Here is a 22559-nt window from a genome sequence, read left to right on the forward strand (position 1 = left end):
TCGTGAGAAGGCGCGCGCCGGAGCACCGCCGCGCGCGCCGGGACACGGCGAGGGGGAGAGGCATGGCGAGAGGGTCGAGCAGGACCACCACCGATCACGAGGAGATCCGGCGCTGGGCGGAGGGGCGGGGCGCGTCGCCCGCGGAGGTGGAGGGGACCGAGCGAGGGGGGGAAGACGCCGGCGTCCTCCGGCTGGACTTCCCCGGCTACACCGGCACGCCGCCGCTGCGGCACATCTCGTGGGACGACTGGTTCGAGAAGTTCGACGCCTCAGGCCTGGCGCTCGTGTACCAGGAGCAGACGGCGCGCGGGCAGCGGAGCAACTTCAACAAGCTGGTGGCGCGCGAGGCCGCCGCGGCGCGCGCGCGCGGTGACCGCGGGGCGTCCCGCCGCGCGCGGCGCGCCGGTCCGCGGGCCGGGCGGAGCGCGGCCGCGAGCAAGGCGGGCCGCGCCAGCGCCGCCGCCCGGCGTCGCGAGGGCACCCGCCGGACGAAGCGGGCCGGCGCCGGCGCGACGCGGGCGGGGCAGGGGGAGCGGCGCCGCAAGGCGCCGCGCGCGAGCGCGGCCCGGATGGCGGGGGGCCGCGCGCCGGCGAAGCGCGGCGGCTCCCGGAGCGCGGCGAGCAAGCGGGGCGCCGGCGCCGCGCGGCGCCCCTCGGCCGGCGGGCGCGCGCGCACCGGCCGCGGCAGCCGCCGCCCCACCTCGAAGCGTTGAGCGCAGATGATCCCCGACCGCGCGGGCGAGCTCGATCTCGACTGGGTGACGCCCGACCTCGCGGTCGGCGGGCGGCTGCCGCTCGCCGCGGCCGGCCGCCTCGCCCGGGAGCACGGGATCCACCACGTGGTGGACCTGCGCGTCGAGGAGTGCGACGACGAGGCGGTCCTGCGCGCGCACGGCATCGAGCTGCTCCGCCTGCCCACGCAGGACCTCATGGGCGTCGCGCTGCCGATGCTCGACGACGGGGTGAGCTGGGTCGGCGCGAAGCTGGACCGGGGTGCCAAGGTGCTCGTCCACTGCCAGCACGGCGTGGGCCGCAGCGCGCTGCTCGCGCTGTGCGTGCTGGTGGCGCGCGGCGACCCGCCGCTCGCGGCGCTCGCCCGGGCCAAGGCGGCGCGGCGGCGCGTCTCGCCGAGCCCCGGCCAGCTCGAGACCTACCGGGCATGGCTCGCCACCTGGCGGGCGCGCACCGGCCAGGACCTCGCCATCCCGTCCTTCGACGAGCTGGCCTGGATCGCCTACAGCCACCTGCGCGAGCCGGCCGGCGGGCAGGCGCGCGGGGCGGCGCGCTGAGCGGCGGGCCGGGCGAGGCCGGGCGTGCTGTACTACGGCGACCGCCTCCGCGAGGCCTCGCCGCGCGAGCTCCTGGCCGCCGCGCGAGCGCGGCTCGGCGAGCGCGGGCCCCAGGCGCCGCGCGCGGCCTTCCTCGAGGCGGCGTCGCTGGCGCAGGGCCTGGCGGACCGCGCCTTCGAGGCGCGCGGCGAGGACGGGCCCGACGCGCTCGCGGACGCCGCCCTGGCCCTGACCGCCGCGCTGGCGCGCCGGGCCTGGACCGCCTGGGAGGGCCGGCCGGCGGCGGGCGCGCCCCCGCCGGAGCTGGAGGCGCTCGCCGCGCTGCCGCTGCCGCCCACCGTGCGAGTGAAGGAGCCGGAGGGCCATGCGCACTACGCGCTCTACCCCGAGACCTACGCGCTCGCCGCGCGCGACCTGCCCCGCGACCGTCCGTGGATCGCCGTCGGCGTGCGGAGCATCGGGACTGGCCTCGGCGCGATGGCCGCCGCCGCGCTCGGGGCCGCGGCGCTCGTGACGGTGCGCCCCGTCGGACACCCGCACGCGCGCGCGCTCCGGCTCTCGCCCGAGCTGCGCGCGCGCCTCGCGGACGCCGCGCGCCGCGGGGCGCGCTTCGCGGTCGCCGACGAGGGGCCGGGGCTCTCGGGCAGCTCCTTCCTGGCGGTCGCGCGCGCGCTCGACGAGGCGGGCGCGCCGCGCGAGCGGGTCACCTTCCTGCCCGCCCACCTGAACGACCCCGGTCCGGCCGCGGCCGAGCGGGACCGCGCGCGCTGGCGCGAGGTGGACCGGCGGGTGGTGCCGTTCGAGGAGGCGGTGCTGCCGCGAGTGCGCGCCGCCGTGACGGCGCTCACCGGCGAGGCCGAGCTGTCGGACCTGTCGGCCGGCGCCTGGCGGGCGCACGCGATCGCGCCGGGCCGCCGCCTCCCGCCCGTCTTCCGCCAGCAGGAGCGCCGCAAGCTCCTCGCCCGCGCGCGGGGCGGGGCCTGGGTGGCCCGCTTCGCGGGGCTCGGCCGCTGCGCGGAGGAGACGCTCGCCCTGGCGCGGGCGCTGGCCACCGCCGGCTTCCTCCCGCCGCCGGCCGGGCTCGCCGAGGGCTTCCTCGTGCAGCCCTGGGTGGAGGCGCGCCCGCTCGAGGAGGTGGACCTCGCCGAGCCGGTGCTCGTGGAGCACCTCGCGCGCTACCTGGCGTTCCGGGCCGGCGCCTTCCCGGCGACGCCGGGAGAGGGAGCGGACCCGGCGGCGCTGCTCGAGCTCCTGCGGGTGAACGCCGGCGAGGCGCTCGGGCCGGTCGCGGCGGCGGCGGTGGACCGGTACGCAGCCGGCGCCCGGGAGGCGGCGCGGCTCCGGCCGGTGCGGGTGGACGGCAAGCTGGAGCGGTGGGAGTGGCTCGTGGACGGCGGCGGGCGCCTCGTCAAGGCCGACGCGCTCGACCACGCCCGGGGCCACGACCTGGCCGGCGCGCAGCCCATCGCCTGGGACGTCGCGGCGGCGGAGGTCGAGCTGGGGCTGTCGCCGGGCGCCGCCGGGGAGCTTCGCGCCCGGGTCGCGCCCGGGGCCTCGGCGGGCGCGCTCGCGTTCCTGCGCGCCGCCTACCTCGCCCACCGCCTCGGCCGCTGGACCTTCGCGCTCGCGACCGAGGGCGACCCCGCGGAGCGGGCCCTGGTCGAGGCGGAGCTGGGGCGCTACCGGGGGCTCCTGGCCACGGCGCTCGGCTGAGCGCCGCTCACCGCGCGTACCGCCTCGTCATCCGCGCGCAGAAGTCGGCGAACTCCTCCACCCGCTGCGGCGGGCTCGTGTGGTGGGGCCGCACCCCGCGGTGCTCGGGCGTGAAGCAGTAGGTCACGGTCACGTCGAACGGCTCGAGCGCGCGCATCTGCCGGTCGAACCACGCCTCGGCGCCCTCGCGGAAGCTGTCGGCCCAGGAGAGCCCGGTGCGCAGCTTCTTCACCCCCAGCTTCCGCAGCCACGCGACGCCGTCGTCGAGGCGCGGGTCCTGGAAGTGGAACCACTGGCAGATGCCGAGCGCGGGCGTGTAGTCGGCGAAGTGGCGCAGCGCGAGCTTGGGGGCGCCGTCCTCGCGGAGGAGCCCCATGTAGAAGTGCCGGTAGTAGGAGGAGCCCTCCGCCTCCCGGTGGCGGGTGGTGGCGGGCCAGGCCCTGGGCAGGTCGAAGAGGCTGTACCAGTGCACCCGCGGCGCCCGCTCCAGGATGAGCTCGGCGGTCCGGCGCAGCCCGAACTCCTGCACCTCCTCCGCGCCGAAGCTCGAGACGCCCACCTCGCTCACCCACACCGGGTGGCGCACCGCGGCCCGGACCTCGTCGAGGCGCGCCGGCCACTCGTGGATGGGCCAGTGGTTCCAGTCGAGGGGGAAGCCGTGGACCGCCACCGCGTCGACCGCGTCGAGGGCGCCGTGGTCGCCGAGGAGCCGCAGGAAGGCCGGGTCGATGGGGGAGATGCCGCCCAGCACCCGCGTCACCTCCGCCTCCGCCGCCACGGCGGCGCCCGCGGCGCGCACCATCGCGCCGAACGTCGCCCACTGCGGGTCGAGCTGGAAGTCCCAGTGCGAGAGGTTGTTGGGCTCGTTCCAGAGCATGACGGCCTCGATCACGGCGGCCCCTCCTCGCCGGCCGCCGGTCCGCGCGCGGGGTACACCGCGCCGTCCGGCGTGGGCCGCGCGCCGCGGCGGCAGAGGTAGACCTCGGTCCCGGGCACCGCGCGCGGCTCGAAGCCGGAGGCCCGGAGCAGCGCCTCCGCCCCGGCGCGGTTCGGGATCCACCAGTTGGTCCAGTCGCGGGCGTAGGCGTGCTCCACGAAGTGGAGCTTGGGCCAGGAGGGGTGATCGAAGATCTCGCGCTCGTCGAACGGGTAGTCGCGGGCGACCGGGAACGCGCCCTGCGAGCCGCGCAGCATGCTCTGGAAGACGAGCGTCTCGCCCACCGCGTGCTCGTGGAGGAGGTCGAGCGCGAGCAGCGGGTGCCGCAGGTGGTAGAGCACGCCCATGAACAGCACCAGGTCGAAGCGCTCGCCGAGCCGGGCGACGTCGTAGACCGAGAGCTGGCGCAGCTCCAGCTCCAGCCCGGAGACCTCGCTGGCCAGCCGCGCCTGCGCCAGGTACCGCTCGTCCGAGTCGAGCCCCACCACCCGCGCCGCCCCGCGGCGCTTCATCTCCAGCGAGAAGAACCCGGCGTTGCAGCCGACGTCGAGCACGGTCCGGCCGTCGAGCCGCGCCGGGAGCGCGTCCGAGATGGCGCGCCAGACGATGGCGGGGTAGTCGCCGAGGAAGTGGTCCGGCGCCGTCCGGACGCCGCCCAGGTCGAGGTTGTGGAACCAGTCGCCGAGCGCGTGGACGCGCCGCTCGATCTCCTGCCTGGACAGCCCGCTCCGGGACATCCCCCCTCCTCGCGGCCCGGGGGGAGGGCGGGCCGCCCCGGAAAGCTATGCAGCCGGGGCGCGGGCGTTCATCGCCCGCCGGGGCGCGGCGCGCTCCGGCGCCGGCGCGAGCAGGCCGCGGGTCTGCTTCAGGACCAGGCGGGCGTACTCGCCGCCGCGCGCCATCAGCTCGGCGTGCGAGCCCTGCTCCGCGATGCGGCCGTCGCGCAGGACCAGGATGCGATCGGCGTTCACCACCGTCGAGAGGCGGTGGGCGATGGAGAAGGTGGTCCGCCCCGCCATCACGCGGTCGAGCGCCTCCTGCACGAGCGCCTCGGACTCGGCGTCGAGGGCGCTCGTCGGCTCGTCCAGGATGAGGATGGCGGGCCGCTTGAGGAGCGCCCGCGCGATGGCGATCCGCTGGCGCTCGCCGGCCGAGAGGCGCGCGCCGCGCTCGCCGACCACGGTGTCGTAGCCCTGCGGCAGCCGGCTCACGAAGTCGTGGGCGTTGGCGAGCCGCGCCGCCTCCTCGATCTCCTCCCGCGTGGCCTCGGGGCGCCCGTAGGCGATGTTCTCGCGCACCGTCTCGTTGAAGAGGAGCGCGTCCTGCAGGACGGCGCCGATCTGCCGGCGGACCGAGCGCTGGCGCAGCTCGCGCAGGTCCCGGCCGTCCACCCTCACCGCCCCGGCGATCGGGTCGTAGAAGCGCTGCAGCAGGGTGACGAGCGTGGTCTTGCCGGCGCCGCTCGGGCCCACCAGCGCCACGCGCTCGCCCGGCCGGACGTGGAGGTCGATGCCGTCGAGGAGCAGCGGCCCGCCGGCGAAGCGGAAGGAGACCCCCTCGAAGTGCACCTCGCCCCGGAGCGGGCCGGGCTCCGAGGCGGCGGGCGCATCGGCGAGGGCGTCCTCGGTGTCGAGCAGCGAGAACACGCCGTCGAGGGACACCTTGGCCGTCTGCAGCGTCCGGTAGACGCCGGAGAGCCCCTGCACCGGCGCGAAGAGCGAGCCGAGGTAGCCGAGCACCGCGACCAGCGTGCCCACGGTGACCTGGCCCCGGAGCACGAGCGCGCCGCCGACCGCCAGCGTCGCCAGCCGCGCGGCGGCGGCCACCGCGCTCTGCAGCGCGCCCACCCCGGCGTCGTAGGCGACGCCGTCCCGCACCACCTCGTTCGCCTCGCGGACCTGGCCGAGGAAGCGCTTCCGCTCCGCGTCCTCCATCGCGAAGCTCTTCACGGTGACGATCCCGGAGAGCACCTCGTTGAACCGGGAGTAGATGCGGGCCCAGCGGTCGAGCAGCGCCTTCTCGCGGCGCGTCTGGCGCGGGGCCGCGGCGAAGGCGATGAGCGCGGGCAGCGGCGCGAAGAGGACCACCGTCGCGGCGAGGCGGACGTCGAGGCGGAAGAGGATGGCGCTCGCCAGGGCCAGGTACACGACCGAGGGGACCACGTTGAACGCGACCTCGTGCAGGCCGTTCACGAACCCCTGCACGTTCCGGTCGAGCCGGGTCATCACCGCGCCGACCGGCTCCTGGCGGTGGAACGCGACCGGCAGCCCGTGCAGCGCGGTGACGCACTGCTCGGTGATGGCGAACTGCACCTGGAGCCGCGTCCGCCAGGTGAGCCAGTTGCCGAGCGCCCCGCCCGCCTCGCGGGCGAGGTAGACGCCCGCCAGGAGGAGCACGCCGCGCACGAGCGGGCCGCGGGCGCCGGAGCCGAGGCCGTCGATGACGCTGCGGAGGACGAGCGGCTCGGCGGCGGAGAGGCCCGCGGCGCCGAGCGCGAGCGCCAGGATGCCGGCGATGGGGAGCGCGTGAGGCCGGAGGAACGCCAGGGCCCGGCGGCGCGGAGAGGGCCTCCGGGCGGGGGCGAAAAGGTGGAGGCGCTCCATACGGGGCGTATGGCTATCACCTTCCGCTCAGGAAGGACAGGTACCCGATAGAACAGGGGTTTCTGGCGCGGAGGGCCCACAGCCACCCACCCCCGGGACCGGGTGCCCGAGCGCGCTCAGGATGGCGCAGAGCTCGTCCACGCGGTGCGCGCAGGTGTGGCGCGCCCGGACGGTCTCGAGCCCGCGCGCCGCGAGCCCGGCGGCGAGCGCGGGATCGCCGAGCACCGCCCGGAGGTGGCGCGCCATCTCGGCGCCGTCCCGGGCGACGAGGAAGTCCTCGCCGGGCCGGAACAGCCCCTCGGCGTCCCGCCACGGCGCCGAGACGAGCGGGATCCCGCACGCCAGCGCCTCGAAGGGCCGGATGGTCGGGATGCCCGGCAGGGCGAGGACGTACGGCCGGCGCGGCACGTGGACGGTCACCCGGTGCGCCGCGAAGGCGCGCGGCGCCTCGAAGTTCGGGAGGTAGCCGCGGTAGGCGACGCCCGCCTCGGAGAGCGCGCGCCGCGCCGCCTCCGGGTAGCGGACCCCGTGGACGCGCGCGCGCAGCCCGAGCGCCCGGACCGGCCCGAGCAGGAACTCGTGCAGCTCCGCGGTGCGCTCCTCGTCGCCCCAGTTGCCGATCCAGACCAGGTCGCCTTCTCCCGGGACGCCCGGGAGCGGCCGGAACACGCGCGTGTCGGCCGCCTCGTGCCAGGTGAAGGCGCGCCGCGCCCAGCCGCGGCGCAGGTAGAGCTCGCGGATGACCTCGCCGAACGCCAGGACCGCGTCGTAGCCGTCGAGGTCGAAGGCCGCCATCGCGCCCGGGTCGGTGACCGCGCGGTGGTGGGTGTCGTGGAAGAGGAGCGCGTACCGGCCCCCGCGGCGGCGGTGGGCGCCGACCTGGCGGACGAGCGCCGGGTCGCTCCACTCGTGCACGAGCACGAGGCCGGCGCCGTCGAGCGCCTGGTCGAGGTCGAGCGCGTCGAGCCGGTAGCGCTCCGGGGCGAGCCGTGGGTAGGCGGCGTGGAACCCCGCGAGCGCTTCCGGCCCGGCGTCGGCGAGCAGGTTCGAGAGGCTCCAGCCGCCGTCCGGCTCGAGGAGCCGGACCTCGTGGCCGCGCGCCGCCAGCTCGGTCGCCACCCCGCGCAGGAAGTGGGCGTTCCCGTGGTTCCAGTCGGACAGGGCCGAGTGGCAGAAGATCACCACCCGCACGACGCCGCCTCCGGCGCGCTCGCGGCCCGCCCGGCGAGCAGCGCGCGGTAGGCCTCGAGGTAGCCGCTCGCCATGCGCTCCGGCGAGAGGGTGAGGCCCCGCTCGCGCGCGAGCGCGCCCATCCTGGCGCGCAGCTCGGGCCGCTCCGCGAGCCGGCGCAGCGCCGCCGCGAGCCCCTCCGCCGACGCGGGGTCGACGAACAGCGCGGCGCCGCTCCACAGCTCGCGCAGAGAGGGCGTGTCGCCCAGCACCAGCGCGCAGCCGGCCAGCGCCGCCTCCAGCACCGAGAGGCCGAACGGCTCGTAGCGCGCGGGCAGCGCGTAGACGGCGGCGCGGCGGAAGAAGTTCGCCAGCGCTTCGGGGCGGAGGCGGCCGAGCGGGCGGGCGTGGCGCGAGCGCGGGGCGGGGGCGCCGGCCGCGTCCGGGTGCGCCTCCTCGCCCGCGAGCAGCACCGGCCAGGGGAGGTCGCCGGCGACCGCGTCGAGCAGCCGCGCGTTCTTCGCCTCGTCCCACAGCCGCCCCGCGCAGAGGATGAACGGCTCCTTCTCGGCGGGGGTGAAGCGCGCCGGCGAGCGGCCGTTGGGGATGACGCGGGCGCGGGGCAGGGGGCCGTGGTGGCGCTCGAGCGCCTCCAGCATGAAGCGCGTCGGCGCGACCACCAGGTCCGCCCCGCGGAGGCCCCGCGCCACCTCGGCGCGGTAACGGGCGAAGCTCGGCGGCGGGGGCTCGCCCCGGACCGCCTCGAACCAGGAGCACACGCAGGAGTGGCCGACCACCAGCCGCGGCGCCGCGAACGGCAGGGCGCCGTGCGCGAACTCGTCGAGGTGGACCACGTCCGGGGCGAGCCGCGCCTCCAGCTCGAGCAGCCAGTCTCCAGCGCGGGCCACGTCCTCCCAGGGCTCCTCCATCCACTCCAGCCGGCCCTGGCTCTCGAACACCTCCAGCCCGGAGATCCGCCGCGCCTCGTCCCACTGGTCGGGGGAGAGCATCCGCCCCTGCGTGGCCAGCGCCACCTGCGCGCCCGCGCGGCCGAGCGCCGCCGCCAGTTCGAGGGCGTAGGTGAAGACGCCGCCCACCGTGTCGGCGGTCATGAGGACGTTCACGGTCGGGCCACCGCGGCGGCCGCGTAGACGCCGTCGAGGACCTCCGCCACGCGCACGATCCCCTCCACCTCGGGATCGTAGCGGCCGCCCGCGGCGAGCGCCGCCGCGAAGGCGACCGCCGCCCGGCCGCCCCAGGCGTCGGGGGGCCCGGCCAGCCGCTCGCGCGCGGTGCCACGGAAGCGCTCGACCGTGAAGTCGTAGAACGAGCCGTTCACGTTGCGGAGCGCGGCGCCCCCCTCCGTCCCGTAGAACGAGGCCTCGATGACGCAGTCGCACCCCGCCGGCAGCCGCCAGGAGCAGGCCAGCCGGAGGGCGGGCCCACCGGGCACCTCGAGCAGCGCCGCGACGTGGTCCTCCACCTCGTCGCGCCCGGCGAGCGGGTGGCCCTGGGCGGAGGCGCGCGCGCCGACCACCGCCACCTCCGGGAAGTCGAGCGCCCACAGCGCCAGGTCGACGAGGTGGATGCCGAGGTCCATGAGGCACCCGCCGCCCGCCTGGCGCGCGTCGTAGAACCAGGCCTTGTCCGGTCCGTACGCGTTGTGGAAGACGAGGTCGACCGCGTAGACGCGGCCGAGCGCGCCGCCGCGGACGAGCTCGCGCAGGGCGGGGACGCCGGCCACGAAGCGGTAGGACAGGTCGACCGCGAGCAGCCGGTCCGCGGCGCGCGCCGCGTCGGCCACGCGCCGCGCCTCGGCCGCATTGCGCCCGAGCGGCTTCTGGCAGAACACGGCCCGCCCGCGCTCGAGCGCCCGCACCGCCTGCTCGGCGTGGAGCGCGCTCGGGGTGGCGATGACGACGCCGTCGAGCGGGAGCTCCAGCAGCGCGTCGAGGGAGGACAGGGCGAGGCACCCCGGCGCCACCTCGGCGGCGGCGCGCGCCGGCCCCGCGGCCGCGTCCGCGACCGCCGCCACCTCGGCCAGCCCGCTCCGCGCCACCGCCTCCAGCCGGTGCTTGCCGATCCAGCCCACCCCGAGGAAGCCGAGGCGCGGCCGCCGCGAGGAGGCGGCCGCGGCAGCGGCCGAGCTCGCGGTCGCGGCCGACTTCGCGTTCGCGTTCGCGGTCGAGGTCGCGGTCGAGGTCGCGGTCGAGGTCGAGGTCGAGGTCGCGGTCGAGGTCGCGGTCGCGCTCACATCGTCACCAGGGCCTTCATGAACCCCTCCGGCCGGTCGCGCAGCGCCGCGAACGCCTCGCCGATCCGCTCGAGCGCGACGGCGTGCGTGTAGAGCGGCCGCGGGTCGAGCCGCCCTTCCGCCACCGCGGCCACCGCCAGTCGCATCCCCTCCGCGTAGACCGCCGGGTTCCGCTCGTGCGCGTTCACCACGTCGATCCCGCGCCAGTTCCAGGACTGCAGGTTCACCGTCCGCGTCCCGTCCTGGTGGTACCCGGCGATCACCAGCCGCCCGCGCTCGCGCACGAGCTCGCCGGCGAGGTCGAGCGGGAGCTGCGCCCCGGCCGCCTCGATCGCGACGTCCAGCATCCGCCCGCCGGCGGCCGCCTTGACGCGCTCGAACGTCGGCCAGAGCTCGCCCAGGGGGACCACCTCCGCCGCGCCCATGCGCCGCGCCACCTCGAGCGCGGACGGCCGGCGCCCCACCGCCACCACCCGGGCGCCGGCGCCGGCGGCCAGCGCGGTGAGGACCGCGCCCAGGAACCCCACCCCGACCACCGCCACCGCCTGCCCCGCCTCGACGCCGCTGCGGCGGAAGGCGTTGACCGCGCAGGCGAGCGGCTCCCCGGGGAAGGGCGCGCCGTCGAGCGCGCGCGGGAGCTTCACCGCCGCGGCCGCGTCGACCACCTCGTAGTCGGCGAACGCGGCCGCCCCGAGGCAGGCCACCCGGTCGCCCTCGGAGAGCGCCCGGACCCCGGCGCCTGCCGCGTCGACGCGCCCCCACCCCTCGTGGCCCGGCGCGCCGGGCGCGAGCGGGTAGCTGAACCAGGGGCGGCCCTCGAACACCGGCAGGTTCGAGCCGCACAGGCCCGAGCCCTCCAGCCGGATCCGCACCTGGCCCGGCCCGGGCTCGGGGCGCGCGACGTCCGCGAGCTCGAGGCGGCCGGGCCCCGCGAGGACCGCGGCGCGCATGCGCTGCGCGCGGCGCGGCCGGGGGGAGGTGGCGGGGTCCATGCTCGGCCCTCCGGTCAGACGTGCGCCTCGGCTACGGCGGCGCCGCCGGCGGGGCGCTCGTCGGCGCGGAGCCAGACGTACAGCCGCTGGATGCCCTCGGCCACGCCGACCGCCGGGCGCCAGCCCAGGGCGCGCTGCAGCTTGCGGGTGTCGGAGACGTACCAGCGCTGGTCGGCCGCGCGCCACGGCGCGAAGGCCACCTTCGGCCGGTGCCCGCCGAGGGGCTCGAGGGCGCCCACGAGCTCGAGCAGGGAGAGCGTCCGCTCCGGGCCGCCGCCGACGTTGTAGGCGGCGCCCGCCAGGCGGTGCATCCCGGCGCGGGCGAGCAGGAAGGCGTCGACGAGGTCCTCCACGAACAGGGCGTCGCGCACCTGCTTGCCGTCGCCGTAGATGGTGATGGGCTCGCCGCGCAGCGCGGCGCGCAGGAGGTGGGCGAGCCAGCCCTGGTCCTCGTTCCCGTGCTGGTGCGGCCCGTAGATGCAGCTCATGCGGAACACCGCCGCGGGCAGCCGGTAGGTGCGGGCGTAGTCGAGCACGTACTGGTCGGCGGCGCCCTTGGAGCAGCCGTACGGGCTGTGGAACGCGAGCGGGCGCGCCTCCGAGACGCCCCGCGCCCAGGGGCTCCCGGGCGGCGGCGTGTACCGGAGCGGGCCGGCCGCGACCGCCACGTCGTCGAGCGCGCCGTACACCTTGTTGGTGGAGGTGAACACGAGGGGCGGCGGCGTCGGCAGCCCCCGCAGCGCCTCGAGCAGGTGGAGCGTGCCGCGCGCGTTCACCTCGAAGTCGCCGAGCGGGTCGGCGAGGCTGGTCGTGACCGCCACCTGGGCCGCGAGGTGGAAGACCGAGGTGGCCCCGCGCAGCGCGCGCGCGAGGCGCGCCGCGTCGCGCACGTCCCCGCGCTCGAGCTGGACCCGCGCGCCGTGCTCGGCGAGGAGCCAGCGGAGGTTCCGCTCCGTCCCCGGGCGCGACAGATCGTCGTAGAGCAGCACCTGCTCGCCCTCGCGCGCGAGCCGGTCGGCCAGGTTGGTGCCGATGAAGCCCGCGCCGCCGGTGATGACCGTCCGCCTCGTCGCGCTCAAGCGCCGCCTCCCCCGCTCAGATGGACAGCCCCAGCGCCGCCAGCTTCGAGGCCGCCTCGTGGACGCGGTCGTGGGGCAGCTGCCCCTCGAGCCAGCCCGCGAGCTCGCGCAGCCCGTCCTCGAAGTCGACCCGCGGCGCGTACCCGAGCACGCGCCGGGCGCGCTCGATGTCGGCGAAGCAGTGGCGGATGTCGCCCATCCGGTACTTGCCGGTGATCTCCGCCGCGAGCCGCTCCTGCCCCAGCACCGCGGCCAGCCGCTCGGCCACCTCACGGACCGTGAAGCTCCGCCCGCTGCCGACGTTGAACACCTGCCCGGCCGCGGCGGGCACCTCCAGCGCCAGCCGGCAGGCCTGCGCCACGTCGTGGACCGAGACGAAGTCGCGCCGCTGCAGGCCGTCCTCGTTCACGAGCGGTGGACGGCCGTTGAGGAGGCGGGCGGCGAAGATGGCGAGCACGCCGGTGTACGGGTTCGAGAGCGCCTGGCGCGTCCCGTAGACGTTGAAGAAGCGCAGCGCGACCGTCGGGATGCCGTAGGCGCGCCCGGCGGTCAGGCACAGGCGCTCCTGGTCGAACTTCGTGAGCGCGTACACGCTCGGCAGCGCGGGCGCCTTCCCCTCGGGGGTCGGCAGGGGCGCGAGCGGCTCGCCCGCCGGCCCGACGGGCTCCCACTCGCGCCGCGCGAGCTGGGCCAGCGTGCGCTCGGCGCCCGGGAACGGGAGCCTCCGCGCGTCGCGGTAGAGGCCCTCGCCGTAGAGGCTCATGCTGGAGGCCACCACCAGCCGCTCGACCGGACGTTCGATGAGCGCCTCCAGCAGGACCGCCGTGCCGACGGCGTTGACCGAGGTGTACCGCTCGATCTCGTACATGCTCTGGCCCACGCCCACCATGGCGGCCAGGTGGTAGACGGCGTCGACGCCCTGCAGCGCCCGCCGGACGGCGGCCCGGTCGCGCACGTCCCCCACCACCAGCTCGACCTCGCGATCGAGGTACGTCGGGCGGGTGGCCCCTTCCCCGTGCACCTGCGGTGAGAGGTCGTCGAGGGCGCGGACGCGGTGGCCGCGCGCGAGCAGGTGATCGGCGAGGTGCGAGCCGATGAAGCCGGCCCCGCCGGTGATGAGGATGGTCCGCGCAGTGGGCATGCAGGTCGCTCCGCGAGCAAGAAGCTGCAACCCCCACGCCCGACCTGCAACCCGCCGCCGCCGTCAGCACGCACAGTGCACCGCGCCGCGCGCGTCTCTCGCGGCGATGCCTCTCGGCACCGGAGGTCACATGTTGTGGTGACGCCCCCGCGGAATGGAGACGCGCATGCACATCGCCTTCTTCGGCTCCAGCCTGGTGTCGGCCTACTGGAACGGGGCGGCGACGTATTACCGGGGGCTCCTCCGGGCGCTGGCGGGGCGAGGGCACGCCGTGACCTTCTACGAGCCCGATGCCTTCGATCGCCAGGCACACCGCGACATCCCGGACCCGCCGTGGGCGCGGGTGGTCGTCTGGCAGCCGGGGCAGCCGGAGGCGCTCGATCGCTGCCTCAGCGAGGCGCGGCGCGCCGATCTGGTGGTGAAGGCGAGCGGGGTCGGCGTGCTCGACGCGGAGCTGGAGCGGCGCGCGCTCGAGCTGCGCCGGCCCGGCAACGCGGTGATCTTCTGGGACGTCGACGCGCCGGCGACGCTGGAGCGCGTCGCGTCGGACCCGGCCGATCCGTTCCGGGCGCTGGTGCCGCGCTACGACGCGGTGTTCACCTACGGCGGCGGCGCGCCGGTGGTGCGCGCGTACCGATCGCTCGGTGCGCGGGCGTGCATCCCCATCTACAACGCGCTCGACCCCGAGACGCACCACCCGGCGCCGGCCGACCCGCGGCTGGCGGCGGACCTCGCCTTCCTCGGCAACCGGCTCCCCGATCGCGAGGCGAGGGTGCGGGCGTTCTTCCTCCGCGCGGCGCAGCGGCTCCCCGGCAGGCGCTTCGTGCTGGGGGGCGCCGGCTGGGGCGACCTCGCGCTGCCCGCCAACGTCCGCTGGCTCGGGCACGTGCCCACCGGCGACCACAACGCGCTCAACTGCTCATGCACGGCCGTGCTCAACGTGAACCGCGACAGCATGGCGCGCTTCGGGTTCTCCCCGCCGACGCGCGTCTTCGAGGCGGCCGGCGCCGGCGCGTGCGTCGTCACCGACGCCTGGGAGGGGCTCGAGCTCTTCCTCGAGCCGGGGCGCGAGGTGCTCGTCGCGCGCGACGGCGAGGAGGTGGCGGAGCACCTCGCCGCCCTCCAGCCGGCGCGCGCCCGGCGCCTCGGGGCGGCGGCGCTGCGGCGGGTCCTCGCGGAGCACACCTACGCGCAGCGGGCGCGCCAGGTGGAGGTCGCCCTGGACGAAGGCGGCGCCGCTCGGGAGATCGCGTGAGGCCGGGCCTCCGCGCGGCCGCCGGAGGTGGCGAGCCCGGGCCCCGGCCGGCCTCCGGGGCGAGCAGGACGGCCGACATCGTCCTGCTCGGCCTCTCCATCACCTCGTCCTGGGGCAACGGCCACGCCACCACCTACCGCGGCCTGGTGCGGGAGCTCGTCCGGCGGGGCCACCGCGTCACCTTCCTCGAGCGCGACGTGCCCTGGTACGCCGACAACCGCGACCTCCCGCGCCCGCCCTGGGGCCGGACGGAGCTGTACCGGAACGTCGAGGAGCTGAAGGACCGCTTCACGCGCCTGGTGCGGGCCGCCGACCTGGTGGTGGTCGGCTCCTACGTGCCGCAGGGCGCGGCGGTGGGTGCGTGGGTGCTCGAGCAGGCCGGGGGCACCACCGCCTTCTACGACATCGACACGCCGGTGACGCTGGCGCGGCTCGCCCGCGGCGACTGCGACTACCTCACGCCCGAGCTCGTGCCGCGCTACGGGCTGTACCTCTCCTTCACCGGCGGTCCAACCCTGCGGCACGTGGAGCGCGCGCTGGGGGCGCGCGCCGCGCGGGCGCTCTACTGCAGCGTCGACCCGGAGCTGTACCGGCCGGAGCCGCGCGAGGCGCTGTGGGACCTCGGCTACCTCGGCACCTACGGCGAGGATCGCCAGCCGGTGCTCGACCGGCTGCTGCTCGAGCCGGCGCGCCGCTGGCGCGAGGGGCGCTTCGCGGTCGCCGGCGCGCAGTATCCCCGCGAGCTGCGCTGGCCGCCCAACGTGGCGCGCATGGAGCACCTGGCGCCGCCCCAGCACGCCTCCTACTACGGCGCGCAGCGCTTCGCGCTCAACGCCACCCGCGCCGACATGGTGCGGGCGGGGTTCTCGCCGTCGGTCCGGCTGTTCGAGGCCGGCGCCTGCGGGACCCCGGTCATCTCGGACGCGTGGGAGGGCCTGGAGGAGTTCTTCCAGCCCGGCCGCGAGATCCTGATCGCCCGCGGCGCGGACGAGGTGCTGCGCCTGCTCCGGGAGCTGCCGGAGGAGGAGCGGCGGCGCCTCGGCCAGGCGGCGCGGGCGCGGGTCCTGGGCGAGCACACGGCGGCGCACCGGGCGCGGGCGCTGGAGGGCTACCTCGCCGAGGCGAGCGGCGGAGGAGGGTGACGGGTGCGGATCAGCGTGGTGGGCAGCGGGTACGTGGGGCTGGTGGCGGGGGCGTGCCTGGCGGACTCGGGCAACGCCGTCACCTGCATCGACACCGACGAGCAGAAGATCCGGTGGCTCGAGGACGGGTACCTCCCGATCTACGAGCCGGGCCTGGAGGACCTCGTGCGGCGCAACGTGCGCCAGAAGCGGCTCGCCTTCTCGACCGACTACGCCTCGGTGGCGAAGGCGCAGGTGGTGTTCATCGCCGTCGGCACCCCGCCCGGCGACGACGGCTCGGCCGACCTGCGGCACGTGCTGGCGGCGGCGGCGGAGATCGCGCGGCACCTGCGGGAGTACACGGCGGTGGTGCTGAAGAGCACGGTGCCGGTGGGCACGACCGACCAGGTGCGCGAGGCGATGGCGCGGCTGACCGAGGCCGAGTTCGACGTGGTCTCGAACCCCGAGTTCCTCAAGGAGGGGGCGGCCATCGACGACTTCCAGAAGCCGGACCGGGTGGTGGTGGGCACGGCCTCGGAGCGGGCGCGCAAGCTGCTGGCCGAGATCTACGCGCCGTTCGTGCGGACCGAGAAGCCCATCCTCTTCATGGACCCGCGCTCGGCCGAGCTCACCAAGTACGCGGCCAACGCCATGCTGGCGACGCGCATCTCGTTCATGAACGACATCGCGCTGCTCTGCGAGCGCATCGGCGCAGACGTGGACCAGGTGCGCAAGGGCGCCGGCGCCGACCGGCGCATCGGGTACTCCTTCCTCTTCCCCGGGGTGGGGTACGGCGGCTCCTGCTTCCCGAAGGACGTCTCGGCCCTCATCGCCGCCGGGCGCGAGACGGGGGTGGACCTCGAGATCCTGAAGGCGGTCGAGCACACCAACCGCCGGCAGAAGCGGGCGCTCGTCGACAAGGCCATGCGCCACTTCGCCGGCGCCATCGCCGGCAAGCGCTTCGCGGTGTGGGGCCTCGCCTTCAAGCCCAAGACCGACGACATGCGGGAGTCGCCGGCGGTGGAGGTCATCGAGGGGCTGCTCGGGAAGGGCGCCACCATCCGCTGCCACGACCCGGTGGCGGAGGCGGTGGCGGAGAAGCACTTCGGGGCGCGCATCTCCTACGCCGAGACCCCCTACGACTGCGTCGAGGGGGCCGACGCGCTCTTCGTCGTCACGGAGTGGAACCAGTTCCGCAAGCCCGACCTGACGCGGATCCGCCAGTCGATGCGGCTGCCGGTGGTGTTCGACGGGCGCAACATCTTCGATCCGGAGGCGATGCGGGAGGCGGGGTTCGTCTACTACGGGATCGGGCGGCGGTAGCCCCCGGCCGCGCCGCGGCCGGGCCGCTCACGGCTCCGGCGGCGCCGCCGGTTCCTCCCGCTCCGCCTCCTCGCGGACGTGGCGCGCGGCCTCCTGGCCGCGGAGGATCTGCAGGGCCTCGTGGTAGCCGTGCAGCGTGCCCACGTCCACGTACGCCTCGCCGGCCCGGAGCGCGTGCGCGTGGCCGCCGCGGCCCAGCCACGCGTTCACGAGCGTCCCGAAGTACTCGTCGCTCCGGGCGCGCTCGATCCACAGCAGGTGGAGCTGGGCCAGCACCTCCCCGGAGAGCCGGAACGCGCCCCAGATCCAGCGCGTGGAGGGGTGCTCCGCCTTCACCTCGATGGCGCGCACCTCCCCGCCGGCGCCGGTCACCACCGCGTCGAACAGGTCGGGGCGCGCCACCGGGAAGAGCAGGAAGGAGAAGTCGCCGCCGAGGCGCGCCAGCCCGTCCGCCGGGAACCAGACCGTGTCCGGCAGCCCGACCAGCACCTCCTCGTGCGGCGCGATCCAGGGCAGGGCGCGGAAGAGCGCGTCGCACAGCCCGGCCGGCCGCGGCTGCACCGTGTAGCAGACGTGGGCCGGGCCGATCTGGCCGCCGTAGTACTCGACGATGTCGCTCTTCCCGGGCGACACGACGAAGCAGAGCTTGCGCGCTCCGGCGCGGAGCATGCGCTCGACGAGGTACTCCGAGACCGCCTTGGGCCGCTCGGTCCCGTCCACGAGCTGGCTCCCCACCGGGAGCAGCTCCTTCGAGAAGGCGAGCGGCTGGATGCGGCTCCCCACGCCGGCGGCCGGGATGACGCCCCACATCAGCCGGCCCTCCCGGCGCCCTCGATGGCCGCGACGAGCTCCGCCGCGCGCCGCTCCGCCGTGTGCTGGGCGAGGACCCGCGCGCGGGCGGCGCGCCCGACGCGGGCGAGCTCCCCGGGCGGCAGGTCGACCGCGGCCAGCGCCTCCTCCGTGTCGCGGGCGACCAGGATCTCGCGCCCGGGCTCGAAGAACGCGGAGAGGCCCTCCCAGGCGTCGGAGAGCACCGGGGTGCCGCAGGCGGCCGCCTCGAACAGCCGGCCGGAGGGGCAGTAGCCCATGGCCGCCATGGGCCCGCGGGTGACGTTCACGGTCAGCGGAGAGGAGCAGTAGAAGGCGGGGTGGTCGGAGGGCGGGAGGTGCCGCACGTAGCGGATGTTGTCGCGCCAGGGGAAGTCGCGCCCGTACTGGGCGCCGCCCAGCACGAACGTGCGCTCCGGCCGCCGGCGCGCCGGCTCGACGAAGAGCTGCTCGAGCGCCGCCTGGCGGCTCGGGGCGTAGGTCCCGAGGTACGACAGGTCGGCGCGGAAGGCGGGCGCCGCGGCGGTGGGCCGGTGCACCTCCGGGTCGACGCTGCCGTAGAGCGGCACGACCCGCCGCGCCCCGAACGCCCGCGCCAGCTCGGAGAGCGCGGCGCCGCCGGTGAAGGAGAGCACCAGGTCGTAGCCGCCCAGCCCGCGCGGCCCGATGTAGTCGACCGCCTCGCCCCGCCGCGCCCGGTCGAGCGTGACCGGCGTGTCGAGGTCGTAGAAGGCGCGGACCGGCGCGCGCGACTCGAGCACGAGCTCGGCCGCGGCCGCGCCGTCCGGGCAGTAGGAGGTGACCATGGCGCAGTCGGCCTCGGCGAGCGCCCGGCGCGCGGCCGGGAGCGCGTCGCCCCAGGCCGCGTAGAGCCACAGCGCGCCCCCGGGCAGCGCGGTGAGGTCGCGGGCCGCGGCGTAGTACGGGACGTCGCGCTCGAAGAAGGTGAGGTGGTGGCCCCGCCGCGCGAGCGAGCGCGCGAGCCCTCGCCAGAGCGTCGCGTGCCCGTTGCCCCACGACGAGCTGATGGTGAGCCCGAACACGACGAGCCGCATGCGCCTCCCAGGCGAGGCGCCGCCGCGCCCCTGCACGGAAGGTAACGCGCGCCGCCCGGGACCCGCAGCCCCCGCGCTGGCGGCGTCGCCGCCGGCGTGCCGGGGCCGTCCGCCCGCGCTCAGCGGCGGGCGTCGCCGCCGGCGGAGAGCTCCCAGCCGAGCGGGTTCCAGCCCTGGAGCACGAGCCGCCGCAGGCCGAGGAACGACGCCACCCCGAGCGTCAGCGCCCGCCCGTCCGGCAGGGCCCGGGGCACGTGCACGGTGATCCCGTCCACCGTCGACTCGCGGTACGCGTCGCGCTCGGCCGCGGGCGGCGCGCCGAACCGGACGGAGGGCCGCTCCTGGAGCGGGGGCACGCCGCAGCCGCCGTGCACCACGCGGGCGAGCTCGAGCCGGACCGCCACGCCCTTCGCCAGGATGAGCTCGCGCGCCGCGGGGGTGAGGGAGATCATGGGGGAGGGTGTGGCCCGGCGGCGGGGCGGGCGCAACGCCCCCGCCGAGCTAGCCGGCGTCCTCCGGCGGCGGCTCCTCGTCGCCGGTCGATCGGTCGAGGTACCAGGCGAGCTCGCGCGCGGCGGCGGCGTGGGCGGCCTCGTCGAGCCGGCCGGCCGCGAGCATCCGGTCGAGGATGCGGCGGGCGCGCCGCGCCAGCCAGCGCGAGGGGTGGTCGAGGTCGGCGCGGCGCGGCGCGGGCAGCATGGCGGCGAGCAGCGCCGCCTGCGCGGGCGAGAGGGCGGCGGCCGGCACGCCGAAGCGCGCCCGGGCGGCGGCCTCGATCCCGAACACCCCCTCGCCCCACTCCGCCACGTTGAGGTAGAGGGCGAGGATGCGGCGCTTCGGCACCGCGCGCTCGAGCTTCACCGCCAGCACCGCCTCCTTCGCCTTGCGCCAGGCGGAGCGCTCGGTCCCGAGCCAGAGGTTCTTCGCCAGCTGCTGGGTGAGCGTGGAGGCGCCGCGGAGCGCCCGGCCGGAGCGCAGGCTGTCGTCGGCGGCCGCCTCGACCTCGGCCCAGTCGAACGCGCCGTGGCCGTAGAAGCGCGCGTCCTCGGAGACCAGCACCGCCTGCACCAGCGCGGGCGCCACGCGGTCGAGGCCGACCCAGCTCTGGTGGACCCGCAGCGTCCGGCCGTGCGCGCGCGCCTCGGCGCGGCGCTGCTCGATGACGGCGGTGGTCCGCGGGTTCTTCGTCTTCACCTCCGAGGGATCGGGCAGGACGACCCACAGCCCCGCGTAGAGCGCGAGGAGGGCGAGGGCGGAGAGAGTGACCAGCGCGGCGAGGCGTCGCACGGCGGGCACCTTAGCACCGCTCACGCTAAGCTTCGACGCGGGGGCGCGATGCGGCGGCCACGGTCCGGCGGACTTCCACGCGTGGTGTGGCTGCTCGGCTTCGCGAGCTTCGCCAACGACGTCTCGAGCGAGGCGATCTTCCCGCTCCTGCCGCTCTACCTGGCCGAGCTGGGCGGGGGCGTCGGGCTGCTCGGCCTCATCGAGGGCAGCGCCGACGCCGTCTCGAGCGGCGTCAAGGTGCTGGCGGGGCGGTGGTCCGACCGCGGGCCGCGGCGGCTCCTGGTGGTGGGCGGCTACGGGCTCCCGGCGCTGGCGCGGGCGGGCATCGCGGCCGCGCTCGCGCCCTGGCACGTCCTTTTGGCGCGCCTGACCGACCGGGTGGGGAAGGGGATCCGCTCCGGGCCGCGCGACGCGCTCCTGGCCGACGCGGTGGCGGAGGAGAGCGCGGGCCGCGCCTTCGGCGTCCAGCGCTCGCTCGACCACCTGGGGGCGGCGGTGGGGCCGCTCGTCGCCTCGGGGCTGCTCCTGGCCCTCGCGGCGCTGCCGCAGGAGCGCGCGCTGCGCGCGACCTTCGCGGTCGCGGCGGCGCTGGGGCTGGTGGCGCCGGCGCTGGTGCTGCTCGGGTTGCGGCCGGGGGGGAGCTCGACCTCGACCGCGACCGCGACCGGCAAACGCAACGCGAACGCGGACGCGGCGGACAGGCCGCTCTCGGGGGCGTTCTGGAGGTACCTCGCCTGCGCGGCGATCTTCGCGCTCGCGAACTCCTCCGACGCCTTCCTGCTCCGGAAGGCGCACGACGTGGGGTACACGGCGGCGCAGGTGCCGCTGCTCTGGTTCGGGCACCACCTCGTGAAGGCGCTGGCGGGGGCGCCGGGCGGCGCGCTCTCGGACCGGCTGCCGCGCGCCTGGGTGGTCGCGGGGGGATGGGTCGCCTACGGGCTCGCCTACCTCGGCTTCTCGGCGGCGAACGCCCGCTGGCAGGTGGCGGCGCTCTTCGGGTTCTACGCGCTCTACCACGGCCTGGCCGAGGCCGCGGAGCGCGCGCTCGTGGCCGACGCGGCGGATCGCGGCGCGCGCGGCCGGGCCTACGGGTGGTATCACGGGGTCACCGGCGCGGTGGCGCTCCCGGCGAGCGTGCTGACGGGCTGGCTGTGGAGCACGCGAGGCGCGGGCGAAGCGCTGGCCACCTCCGGGGCGCTGGCGCTCCTGGCTGCGGGGGTGCTCACCCTGAGTGCATGGGGCGGGCGCCTCGGGAGGGCCGCCTGACCGCGGCGGCCGCGGCTCGCGGCTCCGCGGACCCAAGCCCTTTTGGTTCCTTGATCCACCCGGGGCGTGCCGGTAAGCCCCGCGCAATCCGAAACGGTGAAGCTTTCTCGAGCGGCCAGTCAGGCCAGGAGGCAGTGATGGCGGACGTGAAGAAGTACGCGGAGCACGACTTCTCGAAGGTGCGCGGGCTCACCGGCATCTCCGACAACCAGATCGCCGAGCACCTCAAGCTCTACGCGGGCTACGTGAAGCGCACCAACACGCTCACCGAGAAGCTCTTCGCCCTGTGCGGCGACGGGAAGGCCTCGGGCGCCGACCCGGTCTACGCCGAGCTCACCCGCCGCATGGGGTTCGAGTACAACGGCATGGTCCTGCACGAGTACTACTTCGGGAACCTCACCGGCGGCGCGCAGGCCGAGCCGCCGGCGGGCGGCAAGCTCCGCAAGGCCATCGAGGCCTCGTTCGGCGGCAAGTACGAGACCTGGCTGGCCGACTTCCGCGCGGTGGCGACCATGCCGGGCGTGGGCTGGGCCATCCTGTACCAGGACCCGAACACCGGCTGGCTGTCGAACCACTGGATCACCCTGCACAACGACGGCAACCCGGCGGGCTTCAAGCCGATCCTGGTGATGGACGGCTGGGAGCACGCCTTCATGCGCGACTACCAGGCCACGGAGCGCGCCAAGTACGTCGACGCGTTCTTCAAGAACGTGAACTGGCAGACCTGCGAGAGCCGGCTGAAGTAGCGCGCACCCGCCCACGCTGACAGTGACACGCGGCCCGGGTCATGCGGCCCGGGCCGTCGTGTCTCCGGAGTCCAAAGTTCGCGGTCGAAGGTCGCGGTCGAAGGTCGCGGTCGAGGTCGAGGTCGAGGTCGCGGTCGCCCACCGGGTGCCGCTCCCCTCGCCCCGCGCAGCCAGGGAGAGGGGTGGGGGAGAGGGGCCTCTCATCCACGCTTCATTCACGGTCGGGGGCGCCATGCGCAACCCAGCCGCCCCGCGCCCGCGCGCGCGTCGGCGCCCGTGCTCCGCGCCGCAAGGGGTGCCCCTCGGCCGGAACGCGCACCTCGGTTCCCGCGACGCGGCTGCGGAACCTTGATCCGCGCCGCCTGCGCGGCGCGGATCTTCGAGCAGTCCTCGCCGCGGTCGGTGTCCACTCGGCGCGTTCCGGCGAACGTGGCGCCCGCGGCGGCGCTTCGCAATGGCGCCTCGTGCGCGCGCGGGCGCGGGGCGGCGCGTCCGGGGCG

Annotated in this window: 21 protein-coding genes; 8 read left to right on the top strand and 13 right to left on the bottom strand. The window is 76.6% G+C overall.

Annotation, left to right across the window (positions count from 1 at the left end; all coding sequences use genetic code 11):
* Nucleotides 1-62 precede the first annotated feature (62 nt).
* From HWY08_RS21645 to HWY08_RS15235, 3 genes are read left to right on the top strand one after another with little or no spacing between them, the layout of a single operon-like run.
* Nucleotides 63-713, top strand: coding sequence for a hypothetical protein (locus HWY08_RS21645; protein WP_209005162.1), 651 nt, complete (start codon nucleotides 63-65; stop codon nucleotides 711-713).
* A 6-nt stretch (nucleotides 714-719) separates the two neighbouring features.
* Nucleotides 720-1289, top strand: a complete 570-nt coding sequence (locus HWY08_RS15230; protein ID WP_176066699.1) for a protein-tyrosine phosphatase family protein — start codon at nucleotides 720-722, stop codon at nucleotides 1287-1289.
* A gap of 24 nt (nucleotides 1290-1313) precedes the next feature.
* Nucleotides 1314-3002: a hypothetical protein gene (locus HWY08_RS15235; RefSeq protein ID WP_176066701.1), complete on the top strand. Its 1689-nt coding sequence runs from the start codon at nucleotides 1314-1316 to the stop codon at nucleotides 3000-3002.
* Between the two features lie 7 nt (nucleotides 3003-3009).
* On the opposite strand, the gene HWY08_RS15240 is transcribed toward HWY08_RS15235, so the two are convergent.
* Genes HWY08_RS15240 through HWY08_RS15280 form a run of 9 tightly spaced genes read right to left on the bottom strand, consistent with a single transcriptional unit; the run spans nucleotide 3010 to nucleotide 13178 of the window.
* Nucleotides 3010-3894, bottom strand: coding sequence for a glycoside hydrolase 5 family protein (locus HWY08_RS15240; protein WP_308469075.1), 885 nt, complete (start codon nucleotides 3892-3894; stop codon nucleotides 3010-3012).
* Nucleotides 3891-4676, bottom strand: coding sequence for a TIGR04290 family methyltransferase (locus HWY08_RS15245; RefSeq protein ID WP_176066703.1), 786 nt, complete (start codon nucleotides 4674-4676; stop codon nucleotides 3891-3893). The genes HWY08_RS15240 and HWY08_RS15245 overlap by 4 nt, the downstream gene beginning before the upstream one ends.
* A gap of 45 nt (nucleotides 4677-4721) precedes the next feature.
* Entirely contained in the window at nucleotides 4722-6542 is a 1821-nt protein-coding gene (locus HWY08_RS15250) for an ABC transporter ATP-binding protein (RefSeq protein WP_176066705.1), read from the bottom strand.
* Nucleotides 6543-6569: 27 nt separating this feature from the next.
* Nucleotides 6570-7733, bottom strand: a complete 1164-nt coding sequence (locus tag HWY08_RS15255; RefSeq protein WP_176066707.1) for a CgeB family protein — start codon at nucleotides 7731-7733, stop codon at nucleotides 6570-6572.
* The gene (locus tag HWY08_RS15260) at nucleotides 7721-8836 is read right to left on the bottom strand and encodes a glycosyltransferase family 4 protein (protein ID WP_235969652.1); all 1116 of its coding nucleotides are present in this window, start codon (nucleotides 8834-8836) and stop codon (nucleotides 7721-7723) included. The genes HWY08_RS15255 and HWY08_RS15260 overlap by 13 nt, the downstream gene beginning before the upstream one ends.
* Nucleotides 8833-9966: a Gfo/Idh/MocA family protein gene (locus HWY08_RS15265; protein WP_176066709.1), complete on the bottom strand. Its 1134-nt coding sequence runs from the start codon at nucleotides 9964-9966 to the stop codon at nucleotides 8833-8835. The genes HWY08_RS15260 and HWY08_RS15265 overlap by 4 nt, the downstream gene beginning before the upstream one ends.
* Nucleotides 9963-10958, bottom strand: a complete 996-nt coding sequence (locus HWY08_RS15270; protein WP_235969653.1) for an MDR/zinc-dependent alcohol dehydrogenase-like family protein — start codon at nucleotides 10956-10958, stop codon at nucleotides 9963-9965. The genes HWY08_RS15265 and HWY08_RS15270 overlap by 4 nt, the downstream gene beginning before the upstream one ends.
* Nucleotides 10959-10972: 14 nt before the next feature.
* Nucleotides 10973-12037, bottom strand: coding sequence for an NAD-dependent epimerase/dehydratase family protein (locus HWY08_RS15275; protein ID WP_176066711.1), 1065 nt, complete (start codon nucleotides 12035-12037; stop codon nucleotides 10973-10975).
* A gap of 16 nt (nucleotides 12038-12053) precedes the next feature.
* A complete protein-coding gene (locus HWY08_RS15280) occupies nucleotides 12054-13178 on the bottom strand; it encodes an NAD-dependent epimerase/dehydratase family protein (protein WP_176066713.1) in 1125 nt (374 codons plus the stop codon).
* 166 nt (nucleotides 13179-13344) lie between these two features.
* Between HWY08_RS15280 and HWY08_RS15285 the strand changes: the two genes are divergently transcribed.
* From HWY08_RS15285 to HWY08_RS15295, 3 genes are read left to right on the top strand one after another with little or no spacing between them, the layout of a single operon-like run.
* Nucleotides 13345-14433: a CgeB family protein gene (locus HWY08_RS15285; RefSeq protein ID WP_371869341.1), complete on the top strand. Its 1089-nt coding sequence runs from the start codon at nucleotides 13345-13347 to the stop codon at nucleotides 14431-14433.
* Nucleotides 14430-15575 carry a CgeB family protein gene (locus HWY08_RS15290; RefSeq protein ID WP_308469076.1) on the top strand — a complete coding sequence of 382 codons (1146 nt, stop codon included), beginning with the start codon at nucleotides 14430-14432 and terminating at the stop codon, nucleotides 15573-15575. Before HWY08_RS15285 ends, HWY08_RS15290 begins: the two co-directional genes overlap by 4 nt.
* Nucleotides 15576-15578: 3 nt before the next feature.
* Nucleotides 15579-16877 (top strand): UDP-glucose dehydrogenase family protein, encoded by a 1299-nt coding sequence (locus tag HWY08_RS15295; RefSeq protein ID WP_176066717.1) that lies wholly within the window; start codon nucleotides 15579-15581, stop codon nucleotides 16875-16877.
* A gap of 27 nt (nucleotides 16878-16904) precedes the next feature.
* On the opposite strand, the gene HWY08_RS15300 is transcribed toward HWY08_RS15295, so the two are convergent.
* The 4 genes from HWY08_RS15300 to mtgA form a co-directional block, all read right to left on the bottom strand.
* Complete coding sequence (locus tag HWY08_RS15300; protein ID WP_235969654.1) at nucleotides 16905-17687, bottom strand: sugar phosphate nucleotidyltransferase; 783 nt, start codon at nucleotides 17685-17687, stop codon at nucleotides 16905-16907.
* On the bottom strand, nucleotides 17687-18760 hold the full coding sequence (locus tag HWY08_RS15305) for a CgeB family protein (protein WP_176066719.1): 1074 nt from the start codon (nucleotides 18758-18760) through the stop codon (nucleotides 17687-17689). Before HWY08_RS15305 ends, HWY08_RS15300 begins: the two co-directional genes overlap by 1 nt.
* A 119-nt stretch (nucleotides 18761-18879) precedes the next feature.
* A complete protein-coding gene (locus HWY08_RS15310) occupies nucleotides 18880-19212 on the bottom strand; it encodes a CC/Se motif family (seleno)protein (RefSeq protein ID WP_176066721.1) in 333 nt (110 codons plus the stop codon).
* A gap of 49 nt (nucleotides 19213-19261) precedes the next feature.
* Nucleotides 19262-20047, bottom strand: coding sequence for a monofunctional biosynthetic peptidoglycan transglycosylase (mtgA, locus tag HWY08_RS15315; RefSeq protein ID WP_235969655.1), 786 nt, complete (start codon nucleotides 20045-20047; stop codon nucleotides 19262-19264).
* Between the two features lie 81 nt (nucleotides 20048-20128).
* Here mtgA and HWY08_RS15320 point away from each other — a divergent pair, with 81 nt between their 5' ends.
* Nucleotides 20129-21313, top strand: coding sequence for an MFS transporter (locus tag HWY08_RS15320; protein ID WP_176066725.1), 1185 nt, complete (start codon nucleotides 20129-20131; stop codon nucleotides 21311-21313).
* Between the two features lie 137 nt (nucleotides 21314-21450).
* Complete coding sequence (locus tag HWY08_RS15325) at nucleotides 21451-22059, top strand: superoxide dismutase (protein WP_176066727.1); 609 nt, start codon at nucleotides 21451-21453, stop codon at nucleotides 22057-22059.
* Nucleotides 22060-22559: the final 500 nt, after the last annotated feature.

The organism is Anaeromyxobacter diazotrophicus (genome assembly GCF_013340205.1).
GTDB lineage: Bacteria > Myxococcota > Myxococcia > Myxococcales > Anaeromyxobacteraceae > Anaeromyxobacter_A > Anaeromyxobacter_A diazotrophicus.